The sequence below is a fragment of the Polaromonas sp. P1_E3 genome (genome assembly GCF_056405935.1).
The window spans coordinates 18,046-34,695 of the sequence record NZ_JBFUBD010000014.1 but is presented as its reverse complement, the minus strand read 5'-3'; the positions used below and the strand labels follow the sequence as shown (position 1 = coordinate 34,695).

At 64.2% G+C, this 16,650-nt stretch carries 16 protein-coding genes and 1 tRNA gene; 7 read left to right on the top strand and 10 right to left on the bottom strand.

From position 1 onward, the window contains the following. Positions 1 to 29 precede the first annotated feature (29 nt). Genes AC1D0Z_RS04680 through AC1D0Z_RS04670 form a run of 3 tightly spaced genes read left to right on the top strand, consistent with a single transcriptional unit; the run spans position 30 to position 2,973 of the window. Complete coding sequence (locus AC1D0Z_RS04680; protein WP_477657077.1) at positions 30 to 1,340, top strand: AMP-binding protein; 1,311 nt, start codon at positions 30 to 32, stop codon at positions 1,338 to 1,340. A gap of 5 nt (positions 1,341 to 1,345) precedes the next feature. Then, positions 1,346 to 1,906: a nicotinamide riboside transporter PnuC gene (pnuC, locus tag AC1D0Z_RS04675; RefSeq protein ID WP_477657097.1), complete on the top strand. Its 561-nt coding sequence runs from the start codon at positions 1,346 to 1,348 to the stop codon at positions 1,904 to 1,906. Beyond that, positions 1,852 to 2,973 carry an AAA family ATPase gene (locus AC1D0Z_RS04670; protein ID WP_477657076.1) on the top strand — a complete coding sequence of 374 codons (1,122 nt, stop codon included), beginning with the start codon at positions 1,852 to 1,854 and terminating at the stop codon, positions 2,971 to 2,973. The genes pnuC and AC1D0Z_RS04670 overlap by 55 nt, the downstream gene beginning before the upstream one ends. Positions 2,974 to 3,359: 386 nt before the next feature. Here AC1D0Z_RS04670 and AC1D0Z_RS04665 read toward each other — a convergent pair. Beyond that, positions 3,360 to 3,435: transfer RNA gene (locus AC1D0Z_RS04665), tRNA-Arg, on the bottom strand. Positions 3,436 to 3,666: 231 nt separating this feature from the next. Between AC1D0Z_RS04665 and AC1D0Z_RS04660 the strand changes: the two genes are divergently transcribed. Then, positions 3,667 to 4,536: a c-type cytochrome gene (locus AC1D0Z_RS04660; RefSeq protein ID WP_477657075.1), complete on the top strand. Its 870-nt coding sequence runs from the start codon at positions 3,667 to 3,669 to the stop codon at positions 4,534 to 4,536. Positions 4,537 to 4,651: 115 nt separating this feature from the next. On the opposite strand, the gene AC1D0Z_RS04655 is transcribed toward AC1D0Z_RS04660, so the two are convergent. From AC1D0Z_RS04655 to AC1D0Z_RS04640, 4 genes are read right to left on the bottom strand one after another with little or no spacing between them, the layout of a single operon-like run. Next, positions 4,652 to 5,218: a DUF2946 family protein gene (locus tag AC1D0Z_RS04655; protein WP_477657074.1), complete on the bottom strand. Its 567-nt coding sequence runs from the start codon at positions 5,216 to 5,218 to the stop codon at positions 4,652 to 4,654. A 60-nt stretch (positions 5,219 to 5,278) separates the two neighbouring features. After that, positions 5,279 to 6,343, bottom strand: coding sequence for a YheT family hydrolase (locus AC1D0Z_RS04650; RefSeq protein WP_477657073.1), 1,065 nt, complete (start codon positions 6,341 to 6,343; stop codon positions 5,279 to 5,281). Between the two features lie 10 nt (positions 6,344 to 6,353). Then, positions 6,354 to 6,800 (bottom strand): YybH family protein, encoded by a 447-nt coding sequence (locus tag AC1D0Z_RS04645; protein ID WP_477657072.1) that lies wholly within the window; start codon positions 6,798 to 6,800, stop codon positions 6,354 to 6,356. An 11-nt stretch (positions 6,801 to 6,811) separates the two neighbouring features. After that, on the bottom strand, positions 6,812 to 7,666 hold the full coding sequence (locus AC1D0Z_RS04640; protein ID WP_477657071.1) for a hypothetical protein: 855 nt from the start codon (positions 7,664 to 7,666) through the stop codon (positions 6,812 to 6,814). A 51-nt stretch (positions 7,667 to 7,717) separates the two neighbouring features. Between AC1D0Z_RS04640 and AC1D0Z_RS04635 the strand changes: the two genes are divergently transcribed. The 3 genes from AC1D0Z_RS04635 (at position 7,718) to AC1D0Z_RS04625 (ending at position 9,836) form a co-directional block, all read left to right on the top strand. Further along, a complete protein-coding gene (locus AC1D0Z_RS04635) occupies positions 7,718 to 8,317 on the top strand; it encodes a LemA family protein (RefSeq protein WP_477657070.1) in 600 nt (199 codons plus the stop codon). A gap of 63 nt (positions 8,318 to 8,380) precedes the next feature. Next, positions 8,381 to 9,277, top strand: a complete 897-nt coding sequence (locus AC1D0Z_RS04630; RefSeq protein ID WP_477657096.1) for a TPM domain-containing protein — start codon at positions 8,381 to 8,383, stop codon at positions 9,275 to 9,277. 4 nt (positions 9,278 to 9,281) lie between these two features. Then, positions 9,282 to 9,836 carry a TPM domain-containing protein gene (locus AC1D0Z_RS04625; RefSeq protein WP_477657069.1) on the top strand — a complete coding sequence of 185 codons (555 nt, stop codon included), beginning with the start codon at positions 9,282 to 9,284 and terminating at the stop codon, positions 9,834 to 9,836. A 37-nt stretch (positions 9,837 to 9,873) separates the two neighbouring features. Here the strand turns inward: AC1D0Z_RS04625 and AC1D0Z_RS04620 are convergent, their stop codons facing one another. From AC1D0Z_RS04620 to AC1D0Z_RS04600, 5 genes are all read right to left on the bottom strand, one after another. Then, the gene (locus tag AC1D0Z_RS04620) at positions 9,874 to 10,011 is read right to left on the bottom strand and encodes a hypothetical protein (RefSeq protein WP_477657068.1); all 138 of its coding nucleotides are present in this window, start codon (positions 10,009 to 10,011) and stop codon (positions 9,874 to 9,876) included. A 226-nt stretch (positions 10,012 to 10,237) separates the two neighbouring features. Beyond that, positions 10,238 to 10,930: a ligase-associated DNA damage response endonuclease PdeM gene (gene pdeM / locus AC1D0Z_RS04615; protein ID WP_477657067.1), complete on the bottom strand. Its 693-nt coding sequence runs from the start codon at positions 10,928 to 10,930 to the stop codon at positions 10,238 to 10,240. Continuing rightward, positions 10,930 to 13,770, bottom strand: a complete 2,841-nt coding sequence (locus AC1D0Z_RS04610; RefSeq protein WP_477657066.1) for a ligase-associated DNA damage response DEXH box helicase — start codon at positions 13,768 to 13,770, stop codon at positions 10,930 to 10,932. The genes pdeM and AC1D0Z_RS04610 overlap by 1 nt, the downstream gene beginning before the upstream one ends. Further along, positions 13,767 to 15,422 (bottom strand): ATP-dependent DNA ligase, encoded by a 1,656-nt coding sequence (locus tag AC1D0Z_RS04605; protein WP_477657065.1) that lies wholly within the window; start codon positions 15,420 to 15,422, stop codon positions 13,767 to 13,769. Before AC1D0Z_RS04605 ends, AC1D0Z_RS04610 begins: the two co-directional genes overlap by 4 nt. Further along, entirely contained in the window at positions 15,419 to 16,477 is a 1,059-nt protein-coding gene (locus AC1D0Z_RS04600) for a ligase-associated DNA damage response exonuclease (protein ID WP_477657064.1), read from the bottom strand. Before AC1D0Z_RS04600 ends, AC1D0Z_RS04605 begins: the two co-directional genes overlap by 4 nt. Positions 16,478 to 16,650 lie beyond the last annotated feature (173 nt).

Here is a 16,650-nt window from a genome sequence, read left to right as displayed (position 1 = left end):
GCAAATCAGACACTGACTACTGCCCCACCTTGAGCGAGGAGGGACGCAAGATGCTGGAGTTCCTGCGCGAGCACCCGGCGGCGCCGATCTTCCGCAACGAAAGCGGCAACCGGCTCGTTTCTGAAGAGCTGGACGAGCTGCGTGCGTTCGAGCAGGAGGTGGCTGCCGCCCACGTCGGATGGCTGCGGGGTGGCCACCCCGAGTGGCTCGCCGGCTTCGTCCAGCAGGTGTACGAGGAGGTTCCGCATTTCCGGCAACTGGGGTCCCCGCCGCGACGCTTCGAAGACATCCCGACGACGGACCGAGCTGACTTAAGCGCCGACATCGCGCGCTTCGTTCCGGACGGCGCGCCCCTCGATCGCTTGATCAATTTCCGGACCACGGGCACCACCGGCAATCCGCTGCTGATCGCGTCCCATCCTCTGGTGGCGGGCCGCTACCTGGCGTTCCACAAGCGGGCGCTGCGCCGTTTCGGGATCGAGTTGCGGCACGGGGCCGGCCAGGTCGGCGTCGTCCTGCTTGGCCTGCAAAAGAAGTGCTTCACCTATGTCTCGGTCACACCCACCATGGGCGATTCGGGCCTGGCCAAGATCAACCTGCACCCCGATGACTGGCGTCGGCCCGGTGACCGTGAAGCCTATCTGGACGCGCTGCAAGCCGAGGTCATTGCCGGCGATCCGATCTCCTTCGGCGAACTGCTGCAGCTGCGCGTGCAAGCCAGGCCGCGCGCCATTCTCTCGGTTGGCATGATGCTTTCGCCGGGCTTGCGCGCGCAACTGGAAAGCCGCTTTGCCTGTCCGGTGCTCGACCTGTACTCCATGAACGAAGCCGGCCCGATCGGCGTCTTGGATGCCGAGGCAGGAGGCCACGTGCTGCTGCAGCATCGCCTGTATGTGGAGATCCTCGATGCGCATGGGCGTGCCGTTCCGGAAGGCACACCCGGCGAGATCACATTGAGCGGCGGCTTCAACTTCTGCCTGCCCTTGCTGCGCTATCGCACGGGGGACCATGGAACGCTGGGCTGGACCCCGGAAGGCCCGGTACTCATGGATCTACAGGGCCGCAAGCCCGTCCGCTTCCAATGCGCGGACGGCGCCTGGGTCAACAACATCGACGTCACGCACGCACTGGCCGCGCTGCCCCTGCCGCAATTTGCCCTGCACCAGGAGGCAGACGGCGGCTTCGTGCTGCACCTTGCTGCCCGCGCCATGCCACACGCGGAAGCGGTCGGCAAGGCGCTTCGCACGTTGCTGGGTGATGTGCGCTTGCGAGTCGAGCCGATCGCCACCGATGGCAAAGTGCTGCAATACACCTCGGAGTTGGAAGCCCCGGCGCCGTGACCAGCATGATAGAAATCTCCGCCAATGCCATCACCACGGCTTCCATCGTTCTTGCCGCCCGCAACAGCGTCCACACGTGGTGGCTCGGCGTCATTGGCTCCATCCTGTTCGGGGTGACCTTCTACCGGGCCCAGCTGTATGCGGACGTAGCGCTGCAGGTGTTCTTTATCGCGACCAGCCTGATGGGCTGGTGGCACTGGCTGCGGGGGCGCAATGGGACTGCGCCCGAGGTTTCGCGCGCAGCGTCGCCGCAGCTGTTGATCGGTGTGACGACCGCCGCCGCAGCGACGCTGGGGTACGGCATCTTGCTGGATCGTTTCACTGACGCCTACGCCCCGTTTGTCGACTCGGCGGTACTCGCATTCAGCGTCGTGGCGCAGATCCTGCTGATGCAGCGCCGGGTCGAAACCTGGCCGGTCTGGCTGATCGTGAACTCCATCGCCGTTCCGCTCTTCGCCAGCCGCGGCCTGCATTTGACTGCGGCGCTCTACGCCGCTTACTGGTGCAACGCATGGATCGGCTGGTATCGGTGGCGGCACCTGGCAATGCGGGCCGGGTCGGCATGAACAAGCGTTTTCGCCGCGGCTTGGTTGTTGGAAAGTTCTGTCCGCTTCATCTCGGGCACGAGCTGCTGATCGCCCGCGCGCAACTGCAGTGCGACGAACTGATCCTTATCAGCTACACGAAGCCCGGCTTCGCGGGGTACAGCAGTGAGTGCCGCGAACACTGGCTCAAGGCGCGGTGTCCGGTCACGGGGATCTACGTCATCGATGACGAACGGCTTGCCTTGCTTTGCCGAGTACATGGCGTCGCAGCCCGACCCGTCCCCTTCGATACGGAGCCCGATGACGTGCATCGCCACTTCGTTGCTTGGCTGCTGGGCGATGTTCTCGGCAAAAAGGTCGATGCCGTCTTCACCAGCGAGGACTATGGCGACGGTTTTGCAGCCGTGTTAGCCGCGCGGTTCGGCAGCGTTGTGGAGCATGTCTGCGTCGACAAAGCCCGTCGCACCGTACCCATCTCTGGGACGCGGATCCGAAGCAGCGCGCAAGCCCACCGCAGTTACCTCTCCGCAGAAGTGTTCGCCAGTTTCATCCCACGCACATGCTTGCTGGGTGGTGAGTCGACCGGGAAGAGCACGCTGGCCGAAGCCTTGGCGTCGGCGCTTCAAACAGCCTGGGCACCTGAATATGGGCGCGAGCTGTGGGAATCAAGGCAAGGAAAGCTCGCACTCGAAGACATGGTGCACATTGGCCGGACGCAAGTCGCGCGCGAGCACGCACTAGCGCAGGACGCCAACGAGGTGCTGATCTGCGACACGACACCGTTAACCACAGCCTTCTACAGCCACGAGCTGTTCGGCACCGTGGCGGACGAGCTTCGGGGACTGGCTGATCGCACGTATCAGATAACGTTTCTGTGCGCGCCCGATTTCGACTTTGTGCAGGATGGCACACGCCAGAACAATGCTTTCCGGCTGCGGCAGCACGAATGGTACTTAGAGCAGTTGAGCGCAATGGGCATTGCCTACGTCCAACTCGAAGGCAGTCAGCAGAAACGTCTAGCCTTCGCGGCTTCTCACATCTGCAGAGAGCTCGGCGCCTCAACTAGAAGCCCAACTGCGCGCAGATGAAAAGCCGGCTCGGCATTTGCTCTAGTGGATGCCCCAAGCTGACTCTGGACGGCATGCCCGGGGCAACCGCTTGCTCTGCGGTTTTTTGACTGAAGGGCGGAAGATGCTCTTTTCGAAACCAATCCAACGCTTTCGGGAGATCACCGCCTGATGCGTCATATGCTGCTCTGATGACGGAGTTCCGAGCTGATCACCATGTTTCTCCACGCGGAAKCATAACTGTGCCGGAATTTGATTGTTTTAGCGCCTGAACCGGCTATTTCGACCAAACAGCGCTGCAAATTGACCGAAGCATAACTGTGCCGGCTAAAAATGAAGCATAACCGTGCCGTTCCGGCACGGTTATGCTTCGCGGGACAAGCAAGGGCAAACAAGGGAACCATGATTGGTGCGGCTGGCGGGGATCGAACCCACGACCCTTGGCTTCGGAGGCCAATACTCTATCCACTGAGCTACAGCCGCAACGCTGGAAACGGTTTGCACCGGAATTCGCGGCCGAAGGCGCGAAATGAGGGCACTTTGTATTGCACGGGCGGTTTACGCCGCGCAACGTGCCCGATTCTACCAGCCAGCCACGCTCTCCCCCGGACTCTGCATGCCCCCAGTTATAATGTGAGGTTGCTGAGCAAGCGCTGCCCAAGAGCGCAATATCACCACGCGATAGCCCCCGATTCCTAGTTTTTTGAGGACGCCATGAGCGCAAACGACCACACCACGGCCCACGAAGAAGCCCATACTGGCCCCATCAAGACCCCCCAGCAGTTGCTGGCAGCGGTTTTTTTCTCTTTTGTCGTCCCCGTTTTCGCCATCATCGGCCTCGTGTACTACGTCGCTTCGGCCAACAAGCCGGCTGCCGGCGCTGACGAAGGCGCCAAAGCGGTGGCGCAGCGCATCCAGAAAATCGGCGCGGTTGAAATCCGCGATGCCAACCGCCCGCTGAAGTCCGGCGAAGAGGTCTACAAGGCGCAGTGCGTGACGTGCCACGGCACAGGCGCAGCCGGTGCGCCAAAGTTTGGTGATGCCGGTGCCTGGGCCGCCCGCATCAAGACGGGTTTTGACACGCTCTGGCACTCGGCCCTCAAGGGCAAGGGCGCCATGGGAGCCCAGGGCGGCGGCGATTTCAACGATGTCGAGATCGGCCGTGCCGTGGTGTACATGACGGCCGCTGCCGGTGGCAAATTTGCAGAACCCGCCGCTCCTGCGGCCGCTTCCGCTGCTTCGGCACCTGCAGCTGCGGCCGCACCGTCAGCTGATGTGGTTGCCGCGCTCGCCGCCGCCAACAAGACGGCGGCGCCAGCCGCCGGTGCAACGCCGGCTGCTGCTGGTGGTGCCGCACCTGCGTTGTACGGCCAGGTCTGCGCAGCCTGCCACGCAGCAGGTGTTGCCAACGCCCCCAAGTTGGGCGACAAGGCCGCATGGGCGCCACGGATTTCCGCAGGCGTCGATGCCCTCACGGCCAGCGCCATCAAGGGCAAGGGTGCCATGCCTCCCAAGGGCGGTTCTGCCGCTTCTGACGGTGAAATCAAGGCTGTGGTGCAGTACATGGTCAATGCGTCAAAGTAACCGCTGTAGTGCTTCCCCAAAAAAAGCCGGTCATTGACCGGCTTTTTTAATGGGAATTTGACAAAACCTTATAGAGAGAAATTGGCTGCAACCCAAGCGGGGCCAGCGCAAGCAGCTATTTATTTTGTAGCAGCTGCGGGCTTCGCACATAGCCGAAACGGCGCGGCAAGTCACCTACCGGAACTTCCTCGGGCACCCACAGGCCCTGCTCTACCGCGTCGGCCGCATGCGTCATGTCCTGGGTATGAACCAGCCCAAAACCCAGGTCGGCTTCCAGGTAGACCCTGCCGGACTCATCCACGATGCAGCGTTGCGGCCGCGCCGTCCGGCCGCAGTGGGACGTGACCTCAAACGCCGGCGCGGCACCGATACGCCATATCAGTGGCGTCGCTTCAAGCTCCACATACACACGCTGTGGCCCGTTCTGGAAAAACCACTGTCCGGCAGCGTCGCTTTCGTAGTTCCGCTGAATGAAGTCGATGAGTTTGTCGTGCTTGAGCAGCGAGCCCTTGCTTGCCGCCCGGCGCGCGGGCTCCAGGCCGGGCGCTCCACCAAAAGGCCCGGCGGCCTGGGCCCTCTCGTCGCGCATGTACCAGTTGCCGCGGGCGTCCAGCCCCAGCCAGCCGTAGCAGTCGGGAACATTGGGCCATTTGGCAATGGCTTGCCTGACGATGTCATCCATGCGGCTATTTTGCGCTGCCCATGGCAGGCAGGACGCGGGCAGGGTCAAGACGGCAAGGCATCAAAGATGCGCAGCCAGGAAACCGGTAACCGCCTCCGGCATGGCACGCACGTGGCCCGGAAACGGCGGCGAAGGAAACCCGACATGCCCGCCCTCAGCCGGTTGCCACAGCGTGACATGGCTGCCGGCGTCGACTGCCTGCGGCAGGCTGCCGGCCGGAACGAAAGGGTCGTTCAGCGCGTTCAGGGCCAGCGCCGGCACGGCGATGCTGCGCAAGTGCGGCTTGGCAGAGGCGCGTAGCCAGTAGTCATCCGCATCCTTGAACCCATGAACAGGGGCGGTGAACACATTGTCGAAGGCGTACAGGTCGCGCGCAGCCAGCAGGCGATCGCGGTCGAAGAGCCCCGGATGCTGCTCGAGTTTTTTCAGCGCCTTCGGCACCATGGTTTTCAGGAACATGCGCGTGTAGACCTGGCGGTTGAATCCCCGCCCTATGGCCCAGCCGCTGGCGGCCAGATCCAGCGGCGAACAGACAGACGCGATACCCGCCACGACCTGCCGGGCCCCGGCGCCCAGTTCACCGGCCCAGCGCATCAGTGCATTGCCGCCCAATGAAATACCGACGGCAACGACCGGCCCGGCATGGGCCTTGGCAAAGCGCCGCAGTATCCAGTCAATCTCTGCAAAATCTCCCGAGTGATAAGCCCGCGGCGCCAGGTTCAGCTCACCGGAACACCCCCGGAAATGCGGAATGGCGCAGCCCCAGCCGCGCTCGCGCGCAGCATCGGCCAGCGCTTCGGCGTAATGGCTGGCGGATGAGCCCTCCAGCCCATGAAACACAACCAGGAGCGGCCGCTGAGCAGCCGAAGGCCGCAGCGCCGGGCCGCCCCAGGCAAGGCCAGCCCGATCACGTGAGGCAAGGGGCAGCGTACCGCCGGAGTCACACGCGGTGACAAGCGGGGGGGCATCATCCAGCCAGTCGACGTCGACAAAATCATCATCGGGTGTAGTCCACCGCTCGCGGCGAAACACCGGCTGCGGACCCAGGAAGCGGCGTGAACGCAAAGCCGCCCAGATGGTCTGCAAATTTCCGCCCGGCAGCCACCAGGGCGCTGCGTATTTCATCGCCGCCCCTTCAATGCAGCACGGCCGGGGTCTCCGACACTTCCTGCATTTCGCGCGGGGTGCCCGGACTGGCATGGTGGGCCACCATGCGCCAGCCCTGCGCCCCCTTGTGATAGACGTTGGTGGCAATCACGTAGGCATGGCGCGGGCCTTCATCTGTCAGCACCTCGATGCGCTCAAGCACGCTGTGCACGCAGGCACTCATGGTTTCGACCTTGCGCACCTTGATGGGCTGCGCAAGGATGGTTCCGTTGGAAAACATGGCGTCGAAAGTGGCACGTATGGCGGCCGGGCCCACCAGCCTTGCGCCACCGGGGTGCACACAGACAATGTCGTCATCATCGCCCCAGCAGGCCATGAGCTTTTCAATGTCGCCACTTTGCAGCGCGTCGTAAAAAGCCGCCTCAATGTCATCGGCGTTGCCGCTGCTGGCGGGCGGAACTTTGGGTTTGGGCATGGGGGAAGGTGTCAGTCCGGCTTGGCGTTGGGTGTTGAATTCTGCGCGGGAATGCGCCTTGCAGCAAGCCAGGAGCGTACGACAGCCTGCATGCTGTTGTCTTGCAGCCCGGTACGGCGGCCGTTTCCGCCGCTCTGGTTAGCCTGCCAAAGCAGTTCGGGCGCTGCCACGTGGGTGCCCGGCGGCAGAACCTGCAGCGCGGCGTCGATAAATTCCGCCAGCTTGGCGGGGCGCACTGGTTGCTCGGCCGCGGGAATCATGAACCTGAGGGTCGACAGCATCCACGACGCCGTCTTCTCGAAAAAATTGGCACCCGCAATACCTTCGGTCTTGCGCGCAGAGCGCACCAGCAGCACACGCTCAAAACCCAGCGAAGCCACGGCTTGCTCATCGAGGTCGGCCAGCCCGCGTTTGAGGGCGTCGGGCAAACGCCCCGAAGCGTGGGGCACGACCACCACCAGCGTCTGTGCACCGCAGCGCTTGAGCCAGCGTGCCAGCGCCGGCAGTTGATCCGGCGTCGGCGTCCACAGCGTGCGCTCACGCCCATAGAAAAGCCGTGGCGGCTCAAACATGACGAGGCCGGTATGGACCGGCTGAAGCGAAGCGGGCCACGCCTCGATCGCGGAAGCCTCACCCGCCAGCGTGATACCCACCCCGGCCATGCCGGTGGTCATGGCCTCTGTGGCGAGCACCTCGGTGTGCGCATAGCGCCCGCTGCCCACAAGGCGGCGCAGCACTTCATTGCCCAGCACGCCGGTGGCGCCGGCAATCATCAGGCGCGGCTTCGCGGCCACAGCCGCCAAGGGGCGCAGCGTGGCCTGCAAGGCGTGCAATGGCTGTACGGAACCAGGGGAATGAGGCGTCATCGACATTCGACTATGTTAGTGTTGCGGCTTGCATTTTCGAAAGACATCGCCATGAAATCCCGTTTTTTAAACCTGTTCCTTGTCGGCATGCTGGGCCTGCTCCTCACGGGTTGCGGCTACAACGACTTTCAGCGTCTCGACGAACAAACCAAATCGGCCTGGTCCGAAGTGCTGAACCAGTACCAGCGACGTGCCGACCTGGTGCCCAACATTGTGGCTACCGTCAAAGGCGAAGCTGCCTTTGAACAGGACACCCTGACCAAGGTCATTGAAGCACGCGCGAAGGCTACCTCCATCCAGGTGACGCCGGAAACCCTGAACAACCCGGCGGCCTTCCAGAAGTTCCAGGCGGCGCAGGGCGAGCTGGGCAGTGCGCTGAGCCGCCTGATGGTGGTCAGCGAGCGCTATCCCGATCTCAAGGCCAATCAGGGATTTCGTGACCTGCGCGTGCAGCTGGAAGGTACCGAGAACCGCATCACCGTGGCACGCAACCGCTATATCCAGGCGGTGCAGGAGTACAACGTGCTGACACGCAGTTTTCCCAGCAACCTGACAGCCATGATGTTCAGCTACAACGTCAAGCCGAACTTCACCGTGGCCAACGAGGCACAGATTTCCGCCCCGCCGGTGGTGGACTTCACGAAGAAATAAGTTTCTGTAGAACTTGCCGTGCAGCAACTAGCGGGTTGGATATTGGGCCGCAGCCTTTGCTGGATGCCGGGGCTGTTGCTGGCGCTGTGGCTGCCCTTTGCAGCCTTGGCGCAGGACCTGCAGCCAGTGCCTGTCCTCACGGCCCATGTGATGGACAGCACCGGCACGCTGGACGCCACACAGCGCGCGGCACTGGAAGCCAAGCTCGCTGCGTTTGAACAAAGCCGCGGCGCGCAGGTGGTGGTCCTCATAGTCCCAAGCACCCAGCCCGAAGACATCGCCGCCTATGCCCAACGTGTAGGCGACACCTGGAAGATCGGGCGCAAGAGCGAGGGCGACGGCCTGTTGCTGGTGGTAGCCAAAAACGACCGCAAGGTCCGTATCGAAACCACCAAGGCACTGGAAGGCGCAATTCCCGACCTTGCAGCGCGCCAGGTGATCGATACCGCCATCACGCCGCGCTTCAAACAAGGTGACTTTGCCGGCGGGCTGAATGCCGCGACCGACCAGGTCATGGCGCTGATCAGCGGCGAAAACCTGCCGGCACCCAACCAGAAAAAAACTTCGGGCATGGCGGACAGCGGGTTTGAATGGACCGACCTTGCCGTGTTCCTGTTTTTTGCCGTGCCGATTGGCGGGCGGATTGCGGCGGGCGTGCTCGGGCGCAAGTTGGGATCGGTCGCGACGGGTGGCGTGGTCGGCGTGCTGGCGTGGGTGTTTACCAGCAGCCTGATCGTGGCGGGCCTGGCTGTCCTGGTGGGCACAGTGTTTGCACTGGTGGCCAGCCTGGGAGCCCTGGGCCGTGGAGGCCGCTCTTCGGGCGGCTGGACCACGGGCGGCTTTGGCGGTGGGTTTGGCAGCAGCAGCGGAGGAAGCTGGGGCGGAGGCAGCAGTGGCGGCGGCTTCAGCAGCGGCGGTGGCGGTGACTTCGGCGGCGGCGGCGCCTCAGGGGACTGGTAGGCACATGCTCAACAAACTCAAGACCACCCTCAAGCACCTCTGGCTGGATGCGTCCGACGCCCAGCGCGCGATTGCGCCCGACATGCTCAACCGGCTGACCAGCCGGGTGGCGGCCAGTGAGCGGCGGCACAGCGGCGAAATCCGCATCTGCGTGGAAGCCTCCTTGCCCATGAGCTATCTGTGGCGGCTGGGCAAGCGGGAATCCATCGGGCAACTCACGCGCCAGCGCGCAGTCACGATGTTCGGCAAGCTGCGCGTGTGGGACACGGAGCACAACAACGGTGTGCTGGTCTACCTGTTGCTGGCCGAACACGCGATTGAAATCGTGGCGGACCGCGGGATGGCGCGGCATGTGAGCCAGGCGCAGTGGCAGGCGATGGTGGCGCGCATGGCGAACGCCTTTCGGGAACGGCGCTACGAGGACGGCCTCACACAGGCGCTGGAAGAAATCTCCGCGGCGCTGATGATGCACTTTGCCATTGACGACTCACAAGGCGATGCGCAAGCCAATCCCAACGCCAACCCCAACGAATTGCCCGACGCGCCAATTCTGCAATAAGCGACCGCTTTTTTACCCGACACCTGAACGCAAAGATTCAGGAAAGCAGGACGCCCAGTGCGAAAAGTGCAGTCAGCACCAGCAAGGCCCGGTGCACCCAATACTTGCGCGAGCGTTTGCCGCCGCCTTGTGAAAGCTCGTCCTCCCACGTCAGACTGTCCAGCATGCTGTCCATGTTTCACCCCGCCTGTTGATGTCTCTGGAGCCACCATAAGGCGCAGCGCGGCAGCACGGTAGTGATTTCAGGTGTCCAGCTGTTACTTGCGGCGGTTTAGCAACAAGCCGCTTTCGACGCTTCAGCTTTCGGCCACGGCCGCTCGCCTGGTTCGCTCCTTATTTCATAGCTGCTTGCGCACGCCCCTTATGGGAAAAACCGGTATTTCATGCCGAAACCGGAGCGCCTATTGCCCCACCTCGGGTAAACGCCAGACCCGCTGGCCGCCCACGGGGTAAAGGCGGCGGCCGGGCTGCGGTGGCACGCTCCAGCCGCCGGTGAATTCGCCAAACGCGGGCAGGACCGCGATGCCGGTCTCCATGCAGAAACAGGGAAGACGCATGCCGTCGCGGCCTGCGCCGTGCAGGTTCAGGGCTGGGTGCAGGTGGCCGGCCAGCACGCTGTGAGTGGCGTGGCGCTGCGGATGGTGGCAGGCGGCAAACGGGCCCAGCACAAAGGGCTCGTCGACCACCCGGATACCGAGCGATGCCGGCGGATCGCCGGCGCGGCTGTCGTGGTTACCGCGCACCAGCACGCAATCAAGCGCAGCGAAGCTCTCACGCCATTCGGCCAGGCCCTCCAGCACCGAAGTGGTACGGGCTTGGGCGGCGTGCAGCAGGTCTCCCAGGAACACGAGTAGCGCCGGCCGGTAGTGCCGCAGCAGCCGGCTGAGACGTGCCAGGTTTTCGCGCGTGGTGCCCGAAGGCACGGGCTGGCCGAGGGCACGGTAGGTGGCCGCCTTGCCCAGGTGAAGATCCGCCACAAACAGCACACGGCCGGCGGGCCACCACAGCGCGCGTTCCGGCAACAGCCAGACCGTTTCGCCCGCGTAGGCCACCGGCAGCGGCGTACCCGGCGGCGTGTGCTCCTCGTCTTTCATCACAGCAATGGTAGCGGCCGGGAGGGCTTGCGCTCACGGCGCGCGCGGCCGCTTCCCTTGCCATTACCCGACGACGCGCTCTCTTGCCCAAAGGCCAGCGTTCCCTTGACTTGCTCCACGCTGCCCACAGCGACGGTACCGCCGGCGGCTTTTTCCAGCAACGCCACCATGCGTGCAATGCGGTCGGCAAGGTTTTCATTGGTGAGCTTTTCACGGAACAGTTCCACCATCAATGGAAACGCAAAAGGCGTGGGCCGCTCCAGCGTCTGCAGCACCAGTTGTTGTGTGTTCATACGCGCCAGGCTGGTGCGCAGGCGGCCGATCTCTAGCTCCTGCGCCAGCAGCTCCTGTTCGGCCTGCATCAGCAGGCGATTAGCCGGGTCATATTTGCGGAACACCTCCCAGAACAGAGAGGAAGAGGCTTGCAACTGCTTGTTGCTGCGTTTTTCGCCGGGGTAGCCCTGGAAGATGAGACCCGACACGCGTGCGATCTCGCGAAAGCGGCGCTGCGCGAGTTCGCTGGCGTTCAGGCTTTGCAGCACCTCATGCAGCAGCTGCGCATCGGGTCCGATTTTGAGCACCTTCGGCAGCAGTGTGGGCCAATCAACCTCGGTCGCGCTGAGCAGCTCAAAGCCGTAATCGTTGACCGCGATGGAAAAAGTACGTGGCGCATGCTGGGCCACGCGCCAGGCGATCAGGTTGGCCAGGCCCAGGTGCACATGCCGGCCTGCAAAGGGATACAGGAACAAATGCCAGCCTTCACGGGTCTTGAGCAACTCGGCCAGCAGTGTCTGCGGTGTGGGCAGTGCCGACCACTGCTGCTGGATGTCCAGTAACGGCCGCACGCATTGCAGCTCAGGGGTGTCGTAATGCCCCTGCCCGGCCAGCGCGAGCTGCTGCACCACGGCATCGGCCAGTGTGGTGGACAAGGGCATGCGCCCGCCGTTCCAGCGCGGTACCGCCGGCCGCTTGCCGCTGGCGCGCCGCACCCAGGCCGTCATGTCGTGGATGCGCACCAGCTCCAGCAGCCGGCCGCCAAAAAGGAAACAGTCACCCGGCTTGAGGCGCGCGGCAAAACTTTCCTCGACGCTCCCGATGCGGCCGCCGCCCAGGTACTGCACCGACATGCTCGCATCGCTGACGATGGTGCCGATGTTCATGCGGTGGCGCCGCGCCAGCCGAGCATCGGGCACACGCCAGACGCCCTCTTCGTCAGGCACGGCACGGCGGTAGTCCGGATAAGCCGCCAGCGAAGGGCCACCCTGGCGCACGAAGGACAGGCACCACTCCCAGTTCTCGCGTGACAGCCCGGCATAGGCCGCGGTTCCGCGCACCTCCTCATACAGTTCATCCGGCACAAAACCGCCGCCCAGCGCCACCGTGACCAGGTGCTGAACCAGCACATCCAGCGGCTGCTGGGGAGAAGTGCGCGCTTCGATGTGCCCAGCGGCAATGGCTGCGCGTGCCGCAGCGCCCTCGACGATCTCGATGCTGTGCGTAGGGACCAGCGTGATGCGCGAAGGCCGGCCCGGTGCATGGCCCGAGCGCCCGGCGCGCTGCAGCAGCCGCGCCACACCCTTGGGTGAGCCGATCTGCAAAACGCGCTCGACTGGCAGGAAGTCCACACCCAGGTCCAGGCTGGAGGTGCAGACCACCGCACGCAACTCGCCTTTCTTGAGGCCGGCCTCCACCCATTCGCGCACCTCGCGGTCCAGCGAACCATGGTGCAGCGCAATCAGCCCGGCCCATTCAGGCCTGGCCTCCAGCAGGGCCTGGTACCAGATCTCCGACTGTGAACGCGTGTTGGTGAAGACCAGCGTGGTGCTGCTGCCGGCAATCTCTTCGATCACCTGCGGCAGCATGGTGAGGCCCAGGTGGCCGCCCCAGGGAAAGCGTTCAGCACGGCCGGGCAGCAATGAATCGATGACCAACTTCTTGGGTACCTGCCCCTGCACCAGGGTGCCCTCGTCATGGCCCAGCAGGGTCTGCATGGCCTCCTGGAGATTTCCCAGCGTGGCGGACATCCCCCAAATCACGAGGCCGGTGCTCATCGTTCTCCTTGCCTGGTTGGGCAGCGTACCAATCGAAGTGGACGAGGACTCTCCCTCCAAGCAGGGGCCGCGGGACTGGCTTTGCCAGACCGCAGGCGCAGCGGCCCCCTCGGGGGGCAGCGAACCACACGCAGTGGGGAGCGTAGGGGCCCAGCTTTTGAGTCTTGCCAGGGCGAGTTGGACCTGCACACCGCGCTTGTTGCCGAGCAATTCGTGCCATTCATCGACGACCACCATCCGCACACCGCCGAGGACGTCTTTCGCATCGGCCCGCGCAAGCAGAAGGGACAGGCTTTCGGGGGTGGTCACCAGCACGGTGGGCAGCCGCTGGTTCTGCGCGCTGCGCTCGGCCGAGGCGGTGTCACCGCTGCGCGCACCGGCACTCCAGGGCGTAAACACCGGGGTACCGTCGTCCCTTTCCAGGGCGTTGAGGACTTCCAGCGGTTGCTGCAATGCGCGCAACGTGTCGGCAGCCAGGGCACGCATGGGCGTGATCCATAACACCGTCAGCGCCTGGGCGGGAGCGGCTTTCCTGGATGGGGTATCGGCGTTCACTATCATTTTCATAGCTGCTCGCGCGCGGCCATTGGGCGCCAGAGCCCCAAAGCTCATAAGGGCCGCCAGCCATACGGCATAGGTCTTGCCGGCGCCCGTGGTGGCATGGAGCAGGCCCGACTGACCTTGCGCCACGGCTTTCCACACTTCACGCTGGAATTTGAAGGGCTTCCAGCCGCGCGCCGCAAACCAGGCGTCCAGCGCGGCTTTGGCAGCAGAACGGCCGGTGCTCATGACGGCAGCAACGCAGCCAGCGTTTCCAGGGTATCGGCTTCTTCCACCGGCTTGTCTTCGCGCCAGCGCAGCATGCGGGGAAAGCGCACCGCGATGCCGCTCTTGTGGCGCGCGCTGCGCGCAATACCTTCAAAACCGAGCTCAAACACCAGCGTGGGTTTGACGCTGCGTACCGGGCCAAAGCTTTCGACCGTGGTCTTGCGGATGACGGCGTCGACGCGGCCCATCTCTTCGTCTGTCAGGCCCGAGTACGCCTTGGCAAAGGGGACGAGCTTGCGCTCGGGCGCGTCGGACGGCGCGTCCCAGACGGCAAAGGTGTAATCGCTGTAGAGGCTGGCGCGCCGGCCGTGGCCGCGCTGCGCGTAGATGAGCACGGCATCGATGCTGAGCGGGTCTATCTTCCATTTCCACCAGGTACCGACGTCCTTGGTGCGGCCCACGCCGTAGCCGGCGTGCCGTTGCTTGAGCATCATGCCCTCGACACCCATCTCCCGTGCGGCCTCCCGCTGGCGTGCCAGGTCCTGCCAGCTCTCGCCCGTCAGCATGGGGCTCGCGATCAATTGCGGATGCTGCAGCTGCGTGACGAGATCGTCCATGAGCGCGCGGCGTTCGGCCTGCGGCAATGCGCGCAGGTCACGGCCTTGCCACTCAAGCAGGTCATAAGCCAGCAGCACCACGGGGATGTCGCGCAGCAGCTTGGGGGCCAGCGTCTTGCGGCCGATGCGCTTTTGCAATTCTGCGAACGGCCTGACCTTGTCTTCGCGCCACACCGCAATCTCCCCATCGAGTACGGTGCCGTCAGGCAACGCCTCGCCCATGGCTGCGAGCTCGGGAAAGCGCTCGGTCACCAGTTCTTCCCCGCGCGACCACAGCCAGACCTGGCCTGCACGCTTGACCAGTTGCGCGCGTATGCCGTCCCACTTCCATTCAACCACCCAGTCAGCGGGCGAACCCAGCAAGGTATCGAACTGCTCGACACCGACATTGAAGGGATGGGCCAGAAAGAACGGATAGGGCTGGCCACTGGTTTTCTGGTTCAGCTCGCCGCTGCTTTCGGCACAGACCAGTCCAGCATAGTCGGCGGCCGTCGGCTGGCCGCTGATATGGGTGTAGCCCATGAGTCGCTGGGCCACACGCTTGGCATCGACGCCTGCCACGATAGCCAGCGCCTGCGTGACCTGCAGGCGCGAGACGCCCACGCGAAAGCTGCCGGTCATGAGCTTGAAATAAACCAGGCGCTCCTCGGGCGCAAGGCGGCGCCACTGCGCGCGCAACGCATCGGGCAGTTTGTCAGGGTCGCTTTTGCCGAGTATCCGCAAGGGCAACAGGTGCTTCTCGATCCACTCTGCAAGCCCGAGTTCATGCTGTTCGGTCGGTGCAGGCAACAGCAGCGAGATGGTTTCGGCCAGGTCACCCACAGCCTCATAACTTTCGTCAAACAGCCACTCGGGCAAGCCGGCAGCCTCTTGTGCCAGCAGGCGCAGCAGCTTGGTCGGCACCAGCTGGCGCGGCTTGCCGCCGGCCAGGAAATACACCGCCCAGGCGGCGTCGGCAGGTGGCGCGCTTTGCAGATAACGCTGCAGCGCCGCCTGCTTGGCGAGACTGGACGTGGTGGCGTCCAGTTCGCTGTAGAGGGCAGCAAAGGCTTTCATGCGCCGGCTTCATTTGCAGGAACGGCTTCGGCCTCAGGTTGAGGTGCGGTGGCAGCCTGGTCACTCACATCCTCATCTCCGTATTCGGTCTTGAAGCCTTCGGCCTGCAAGCCGTTTTCAGTGAGCCACCGCACCAGCACCGCGACGCTGCCGTGCGTGACCATCACACGCGCTGCGCCGGTGCCTGCGATCGCACTTTGCAGGCCTGGCCAGTCGGCGTGATCGGACATGACAAAGCCGCGGTCCACACCGCGCCGCCGCCGCGTGCCGCGCAATCGCATCCAGCCGCTGGCAAAGGCGTCCGAGTAGCTGCCGAAGCGGCGCATCCAGGGCGCGCCTTGGGCTGAAGGGGGTGCCAGCACGAGGGCGCGCTTGAGCAATTGCGGAGTGACGCCCGCGTCGGTCACGCGCAGAGTTGCTGGCAGCGATACGCCGGCCGCGCGATACACCGCATTGAGCGGCTCCACAGCGCCGTGCACAACTATGGGACCAATGGCATGGTCTACACCGTGCAGGATGCGCTGCGCTTTGCCGAAGGCATAACAGAACAGCACAGACGCGCGGCCCTCATCCGCATTGCGCCGCCACCATGCGTTGATCTCCGCGAACAGCACCTGCTGCGTGGGCCAGCGGTAGATCGGCAGACCGAAGGTGGACTCGGTGATGAAGGTGTCGCAGGGCACAGGCTCAAAGGGCGCACAGGTGCCGTCGGCCTCTGTCTTGTAGTCGCCCGAGGCCACCCACACTTCGCCGCGATGCTCCACCCGGACCTGCGCCGACCCCAGCACATGCCCGGCCGGGTGCAGCGAGATGCGAACGCCCTGGCGCTCCAGCGGTTCGCCGTAGGGCAAGGTTTGCAGATTGATATCGCCACCCAGCCTGGCCCTGAGAATGCCTGCGCTGTCGGTATGGGCGAGGTAGCTTTGATGGCCGATACGCGCGTGATCGGAATGCGCATGGGTGATCACCGCGCGCTCCACAGGCCGCCAGGGGTCGATGTAGAAATCGCCCGCCGCGCAATACAGGCCCTCAGGCCTCGCCACGATCAGGTCCATGCGATGGTGCTTCCGTGCAAGGCCGGGTTACTGTGGGCGCGTGATGCTCAGGCTTGCGGTGCTCCGGCCGGGCCCATGCTCACGCATGAAGCTTCTATCCTAGTACTGGGCCCTATTCTCTTGCTGAACGGCTAAAGGTGTTTGTGCTGTCAGCAAGGGCTTACATTGCCGGG